The organism is Bacillus sp. AF62 (assembly GCF_050312695.1).
Taxonomy (GTDB): Bacteria; Bacillota; Bacilli; order Bacillales; family Bacillaceae_G; genus Bacillus_A; species Bacillus_A cereus.
In genome coordinates, this window is sequence record NZ_JBNPJZ010000129.1 from 1 (window position 1) to 5,755 (window position 5,755).

The following is a 5,755-nucleotide window of genomic DNA, read 5'->3' on the forward strand; positions in this document are numbered from 1 at the left end:
GCGTTAGCTCGGCTGTCTTAGGACGAATTCGTTAGCTACCAAAAGTAACGACTAACCGAGAAGCCCCCACTTCAAACAGTCCGTTAGGACGTTAAGTGGCGGGTAGTTCACTTCAACTGTTCGAGTAGAGTAATCACGCATAAAAAGATAAACGAATGTATCTAATTCTTGGCTACATGTAAGAACAATGTGATCTGTATATTCGTATACCTTTACAAAATGTCGCAGTCGTTTCTTTTTTCTTTCATTTATTTTTGCAAGTGGAGAACATCAGATGTAGACATGGGAAACCTCTCTATTTATACAGATTAAAATCAACTTTTTATAGTATATATAGTTTTTAGAAATGAAAACGGTCACATAAGATGTGAGATATTCTATGTGTACAAAAGGAGGGCATTTCTATGAAAGCGACAGGAATTGTACGCAAAGTAGATAATTTAGGACGGATTGTGATACCAAAAGAAACAAGACGAATTTTACAAGTAGATTCTGGAGATGCTCTAGAAATTTTTGTAGAAGAGGATGCTATAATTCTACAAAAAAATATATATCATGGTATGTGTCCTATCACGGGAGAAATATCTGCAAGGAATGTAAAACTGGCAGGTGGAAAGCTGACGCTGAGTCCAGAGGGTGTAAAACAACTGTTAGCTGAATTAGAACAATACAAAGTAAGGTATGAGAAGAATAGGGGGCGAACGATTTGGAAACGAAATTACAGGCATTTCAAAAGGATAAAAGTAAAAACATGATATCTTTTCAGGAACAATTGTTACAAGAGGCGTTTCAAAAGAGGAAGGATATCACTTTAATTCTGTTAAAAGGATTGCATGTAAAAGGAATAATAAGAGGATTTGATACTTATTCTGTTTTAATAGAAGTTGAAGGAAAGCAACAGCTTGTATATAAACATGCGATCTCCACGATTCGATTCTAAAATAAAACAGTAGCATGAAATCCTTAGAATTCATGCTACTGTTAAAGATATATTATTTAGCTTTTACAGCTTCTTTTAATGCTTTCCCAGCTTTAAAGGCAGGTGTTTTTCCCGCAGGGATCGTAAGAGCTTCACCAGTATGTGGATTGCGTCCTTCACGGGCAGCACGTTCTCTTACTTCGAATGTGCCGAAGCCAAGTAGCTGTACATGTTCCCCATTTTGTAGTGCATGTTGAATGGACTCTAATACTGCATCTACTGCAAGACTCGCTTGTGGTTTTGTTAGTTCGGATTGTATTGCAACTTGTTTGATTAATTCTGATTTGTTCATAAAGCACCTCTTATTGTTATGTATACTTGTTTTAGTATAAAGGTGTAAATGAAATGGTGCAAGATAGTTTGGAGATGTAAATTCTATAACAGAAAAATGTATTATATAGAGGGAATACTCTGTATAAAAAGAATGGGAGAGGAAAAAAGATGAAAAATGCCTTTTGCACGGATTCAAAGGAATGAGAACGTGTTGCAGAAGTAGTAAGGGCATTAGCACACCCTATCCGTCTCCAAATTGTACGTCAAATAATAAAGAAAAAATCATTGCAACCCACTATTTCACAATATCTTGGCAAGTTAAAATTACATACAGTCGTAGCATGTGAATGAAAAGGATTAGAAGTATTTTATCGAGTGGACGATGAAAAAGTGAAACAAATCCTGAAGATACTGCTGTGCTAAACAGGTAGCTTCGTTTATTTGTCTAGTCATGTGCGGATAAAAATAATGATTGGTGAGGGGTATTCTTCCATGAGCGGAAATTCAAATTACAATTATATAACAATAAAAGAACTTATCTTTATCCATGCCTATGTAACAGGAGAAGAAATCCTTTCTTCACAAGCATTACAAATACTCAAACAGTTTGCTCCTGAAGAAATACCAGGTACAATCAGACAAGCGCGTCGGTATCGTATACGGAAAAATGGAGAAGAATTGTTTGGATATTATAGAAAGAAAAATCCGAAATTATTTGATAAGCAAAAGTTATACACGTATGAAGAGTTGAAACATCGAGCGGTGAACTATTGTTCGTCTCATTTGGTGATTCATCTCTAATCCAGATAGGTCACTATGCATTATGTTTTGAAAAACAGATAAAACGCCTATTTTTTCGCGGGAAATTAAAAAAAGACTGCTCAGATTGATTTTTAAAGAAAGAAGACGGCCAAGAGAGTGCATTACTATGTAAAAAACGTTAAACGCTAAAACAAGGAAAAAAAGACGTTTAACGTAATCAAGAAAAAAAGCTGATTATGCAGGGCTATATACTTGTTTAAGTAAAAATATCTATAATTTCACGCACCGAAAGGTTTAATAACTAATAATCACAAACAAATTCCAAGATTACTGATTTCTTTTTTAAATGCAATCTTGCATGAATCCTTATCTACACCGATTGTATCCTTAAAAATTGAAGACCCACATTTGCATAAAGAGCGACACTTCAAGAGGAAACCAAGGTGAACGTGGAAATCCAGTTACGAAATACACAAGAGATTGTAAAACGTTCCCTGTATTATTGGAGTAAACTGTATACATCTCAATTAGAACAAGGGATGCCCTATCGTTCTTTACGGAAAACGATTGCGATTAATCTATTAGATTTTGATCTCTTTACTCAATATGATGACATGCATACAGTCGGACAATTTTGGAGCAGGCAACACAAGGAAGTGTTACTCGAAGATTTGGAAATCCATTTCATTGAAATTCCGAAATTGCTACAGCAATGGAGAGAAGAAAAAATTAATCCGTGGGAAAATGAATTCGCTCGTTGGTTACTTTTACTACCAGCGCATGAAGATGAACATTTAACCCACACGTTGGAGGATATAGCTATGAAACAAGATCCAATGTTACAGAAGGCAATCCACAAATGGGAAAATATGAGTCAGAGTAGTTCGTTCCGTCTTGCATATGAAGCACGGGAAAAAGTGTTATTTGACGAGCAAGCGAAATTAGCCCATGCTCGTGGGGCTGGTATAGAAGAAGGAATGGAAAAAGGAAAAGAAGTTGGCATTCAAGAAGGAAAAATCCAACTTATTCGAGGCATGCATAAAAATGGCATGGATATAGAAGATATTGCGAAGTTTACGAATATGGATATGTCGGAAGTACGCCATATTTTGGAACAATAACAGAGAGACATCTCATAAGATGTCTCTCTGTTATTGTCTGATTATTCGGAAGTATTTCTCCCTTACTAAACAAACGATTGTACTGTTCCTGTATACTTTGGAGTTAGTGGTGTCATCTTGAGGTCTTGTTGTAAGATGAGCAATAACTGGGACACTTTTATAAGCATCTCGTGAATTTCATATACTTCTTCTATTAATCCGTCGACAGAAACCTGTTGACGGATAGACTCAATTCGGCTCATTTTCCAATCAATTTCTTGTAATAATTGTGTAGAATCTCCAGACCATGTTTAGTGGTATATGGTATGAGCATTCCGAATTTTTATTAAAATATCGGCAATTCGTTTACCCTTTTTCAAAATCATGTGGTCCTTTATATATCCATCTATACATTGTCCTAATTCTTGATTTAACATTACTTCTATTTCACCGCTGCCTTGTATTTTAGTTGTTAGCAAAGTCGGTTGCTTACTTAATGAGCAATACAATTGTAACGTTTCAGCTAAAGACGTCACTAATGGCCTCAACAGGACATCATATTGTGGAAGCATATCCGCAGCGATTTGTTCATGTAAAACAAAATGAATATGATTCTCCTTTACGTCAAATCGATATAAAAAAATCATATACACAAGCACCCCTTTATATTGCGTGTGTGGAAAGGTTTCTTTTGCTCCATTTTGTTCTTCACTTGATTTTGTTGTTTGAATGTATCTAACTTTATTTGCATTTGTTCCACATGTTCTTTTACTTCCTTAAGTTCCAACTTAATTTCTGATAGCAATCTTAAAATGGCATCACCTTTATTCATAAAAAGAACCTTCCTTTGTAGATGAATAATTTCTCAAACGCAAATAGAGTGAATTTTATGTATTTTGAGCTATAATAAAGAAGAATAATTGCTATTATTCCCTTTTCAAAGGATGGACTATACCAATAGTCTGTTCTTTTTTTGATATTTGTATCCTTTTAACATATGTTTAGAAAATCGATTCGGATATAATGCATTTAACATATCATACGGACTGCTTCCCCAAAACTTATCGCAAGGATACTTCAATCCTTGCTGTTTTATCCATTTTCCCGTATATATTTGTAACAATGTTTCCTCCGTTAATTTTTCTTTTTCTTCAATCGTCCATCGTAAAGCTTCTAACGCATTTTTTTCTGTCCAAAAATTATAAGGTGATACAGAGAATTTCCATCTTTTAAAACGCCCTGGATACAAAGCGTTTAACATAAGAAATGGATTGTTACTCCAGAATTTATGTAATGGCACAGATAATTTCTGACTTTTAATCCATCTACCGCTATATATTCGTTTCAACTCCTCGTCCGATAATTGCTCCTTTTCTTCGATTACCCACTTTAATGCTTCCAAGGCTTTTTCTTTTGTCCAAAATCCATTTGGGGTTACTAGTAATTCCCATTCCTTAAATCGATTGGGGTATAACTCATTTAAAAATTGATATGGACTATCTTTAAAAAACTGATTTACTGGTGTGCGTAGACGATTTTGAATTAACCATTTCATACTATACTTGCTTTTTAACTCTTTATCTGATAATTTTTCTTTTTCCTCAATGGTCCACTTCAGGGCTTCTACTGCTTTTTCTTTTGTCCAAAATCCATTTGGAGTTACTTGCAATTCCCATTCTTTAAATCGATTGGGGTATAACTCATTTAAAAATGCGTAGGGACTACCCTTCCAGAAAATAAAGCAAGGTGAATATAAATTTTGCTCTTTTATCCAACGTAGACTATATTTTTTCAAGAGTTCTGTTTCATTTAATTTCTCTTTTTTTTCAATTGTCCATTTTAGGGCTTCTACTGCTTTTTCCTTCGTCCAAAAATTTAAAGGAGCCATACCTAATTCCCATTCTTTAAACCGATTCGGATATAATTCATTTAAAAATTGATACGGACTGTCTTTAAAAAAAGTTTGACAAGGTGTCCTCAATTTATGTTTTTTAAGCCATTTCCCACTATATATTTCTAATATTCCTTTTTCATCTAATTGCTCTTTCTCTTCAATTGTCCATTTTAGAGCTTCTAATGCTTTTTCTTTCGTCCAAAAATGTAGAGGTGACATTTTCAATTCCCATTCTTTTAAACGCCCTGGATATGCATCATTTAACATCCTATAAGGACTATTATTATACTTTAAAAGTGCTGTTGTTAATTTCATTTTTTGAATCAACTTCTGATTCCAACCTTCACGAATATCCTGCATATTCCATACTAAGACTGTTTCAATTAAATACTTTGTCATCCGCCTAGCTAGCTCATTATTTTCGTCTTTGCTCCAAGTTCCAGATGGAAAATTCCTTCTCTTTCCATCCAATATTTCTTGATAAATTTCTTCAATTCTAATTGCAAGCATGCCATCACTCATTTCCATTAAATTACTTATATAAATTTCAGATAATTTAGACATATTTAAAGAAACAGTTAAAGAGATACGCACACAGAATGATTGAATTTTAATTACTACTGTAACATTATAGATATATATAAACACGAATAGAATTGTCCGGAAAACCGACAATTTTTGATGCTGATACTAGTCTACATGATAAGAGTATGGACAAAGCACAAAAAAGTTTTCAAGTTTCTTATT

The 5,755-nt window shown here is 34.1% G+C and carries 8 protein-coding genes and 3 pseudogenes; 5 read left to right on the forward strand and 6 right to left on the reverse strand.

The window, feature by feature from the left end; all coding sequences use genetic code 11:
- Nucleotides 1-51: 51 nt before the first annotated feature.
- The gene (locus ACQRBL_RS29640) at nt 52-252 is read right to left on the reverse strand and encodes an aspartyl-phosphate phosphatase Spo0E family protein (protein ID WP_368857233.1); all 201 of its coding nucleotides are present in this window, start codon (nt 250-252) and stop codon (nt 52-54) included.
- A gap of 152 nt (nt 253-404) precedes the next feature.
- On the opposite strand from ACQRBL_RS29640, the pseudogene ACQRBL_RS29645 reads away from it, so the two are divergent.
- Nucleotides 405-677 (forward strand): annotated as a pseudogene (locus tag ACQRBL_RS29645) (AbrB/MazE/SpoVT family DNA-binding domain-containing protein); the annotation flags it as partial.
- A 29-nt stretch (nt 678-706) separates the two neighbouring features.
- Nucleotides 707-940: an RNA chaperone Hfq gene (gene hfq / locus ACQRBL_RS29650; protein ID WP_000448508.1), complete on the forward strand. Its 234-nt coding sequence runs from the start codon at nt 707-709 to the stop codon at nt 938-940.
- A gap of 52 nt (nt 941-992) precedes the next feature.
- On the opposite strand, the gene ACQRBL_RS29655 is transcribed toward hfq, so the two are convergent.
- Nucleotides 993-1,271, reverse strand: coding sequence for an HU family DNA-binding protein (locus ACQRBL_RS29655; protein ID WP_001043043.1), 279 nt, complete (start codon nt 1,269-1,271; stop codon nt 993-995).
- Nucleotides 1,272-1,420: 149 nt separating this feature from the next.
- Between ACQRBL_RS29655 and ACQRBL_RS29660 the strand changes: the two are divergent.
- The 3 genes and pseudogenes from ACQRBL_RS29660 to ACQRBL_RS29670 form a co-directional block, all read left to right on the forward strand.
- Nucleotides 1,421-1,675 (forward strand): annotated as a pseudogene (locus tag ACQRBL_RS29660) (ArsR/SmtB family transcription factor).
- 69 nt (nt 1,676-1,744) lie between these two features.
- Entirely contained in the window at nt 1,745-2,053 is a 309-nt protein-coding gene (locus ACQRBL_RS29665) for a hypothetical protein (protein WP_411996760.1), read from the forward strand.
- Nucleotides 2,054-2,341: 288 nt separating this feature from the next.
- Nucleotides 2,342-3,135, forward strand: a pseudogene (locus ACQRBL_RS29670) (Rpn family recombination-promoting nuclease/putative transposase); the annotation flags it as partial.
- Between the two features lie 65 nt (nt 3,136-3,200).
- On the opposite strand, the gene ACQRBL_RS29675 reads toward ACQRBL_RS29670, so the two are convergent.
- The 4 genes from ACQRBL_RS29675 to ACQRBL_RS29690 all read right to left on the reverse strand — a co-directional run bounded on the left by ACQRBL_RS29675 (nt 3,201) and on the right by ACQRBL_RS29690 (nt 5,656).
- Complete coding sequence (locus ACQRBL_RS29675) at nt 3,201-3,377, reverse strand: hypothetical protein (RefSeq protein WP_004410961.1); 177 nt, start codon at nt 3,375-3,377, stop codon at nt 3,201-3,203.
- Nucleotides 3,378-3,425: 48 nt separating this feature from the next.
- Nucleotides 3,426-3,761: a hypothetical protein gene (locus ACQRBL_RS29680; protein WP_000576879.1), complete on the reverse strand. Its 336-nt coding sequence runs from the start codon at nt 3,759-3,761 to the stop codon at nt 3,426-3,428.
- A complete protein-coding gene (locus ACQRBL_RS29685) occupies nt 3,758-3,946 on the reverse strand; it encodes a hypothetical protein (RefSeq protein WP_001032324.1) in 189 nt (62 codons plus the stop codon). The genes ACQRBL_RS29680 and ACQRBL_RS29685 overlap by 4 nt, the downstream gene beginning before the upstream one ends.
- A 117-nt stretch (nt 3,947-4,063) precedes the next feature.
- A complete protein-coding gene (locus ACQRBL_RS29690) occupies nt 4,064-5,656 on the reverse strand; it encodes a hypothetical protein (RefSeq protein ID WP_257129739.1) in 1,593 nt (530 codons plus the stop codon).
- Nucleotides 5,657-5,755: the final 99 nt, after the last annotated feature.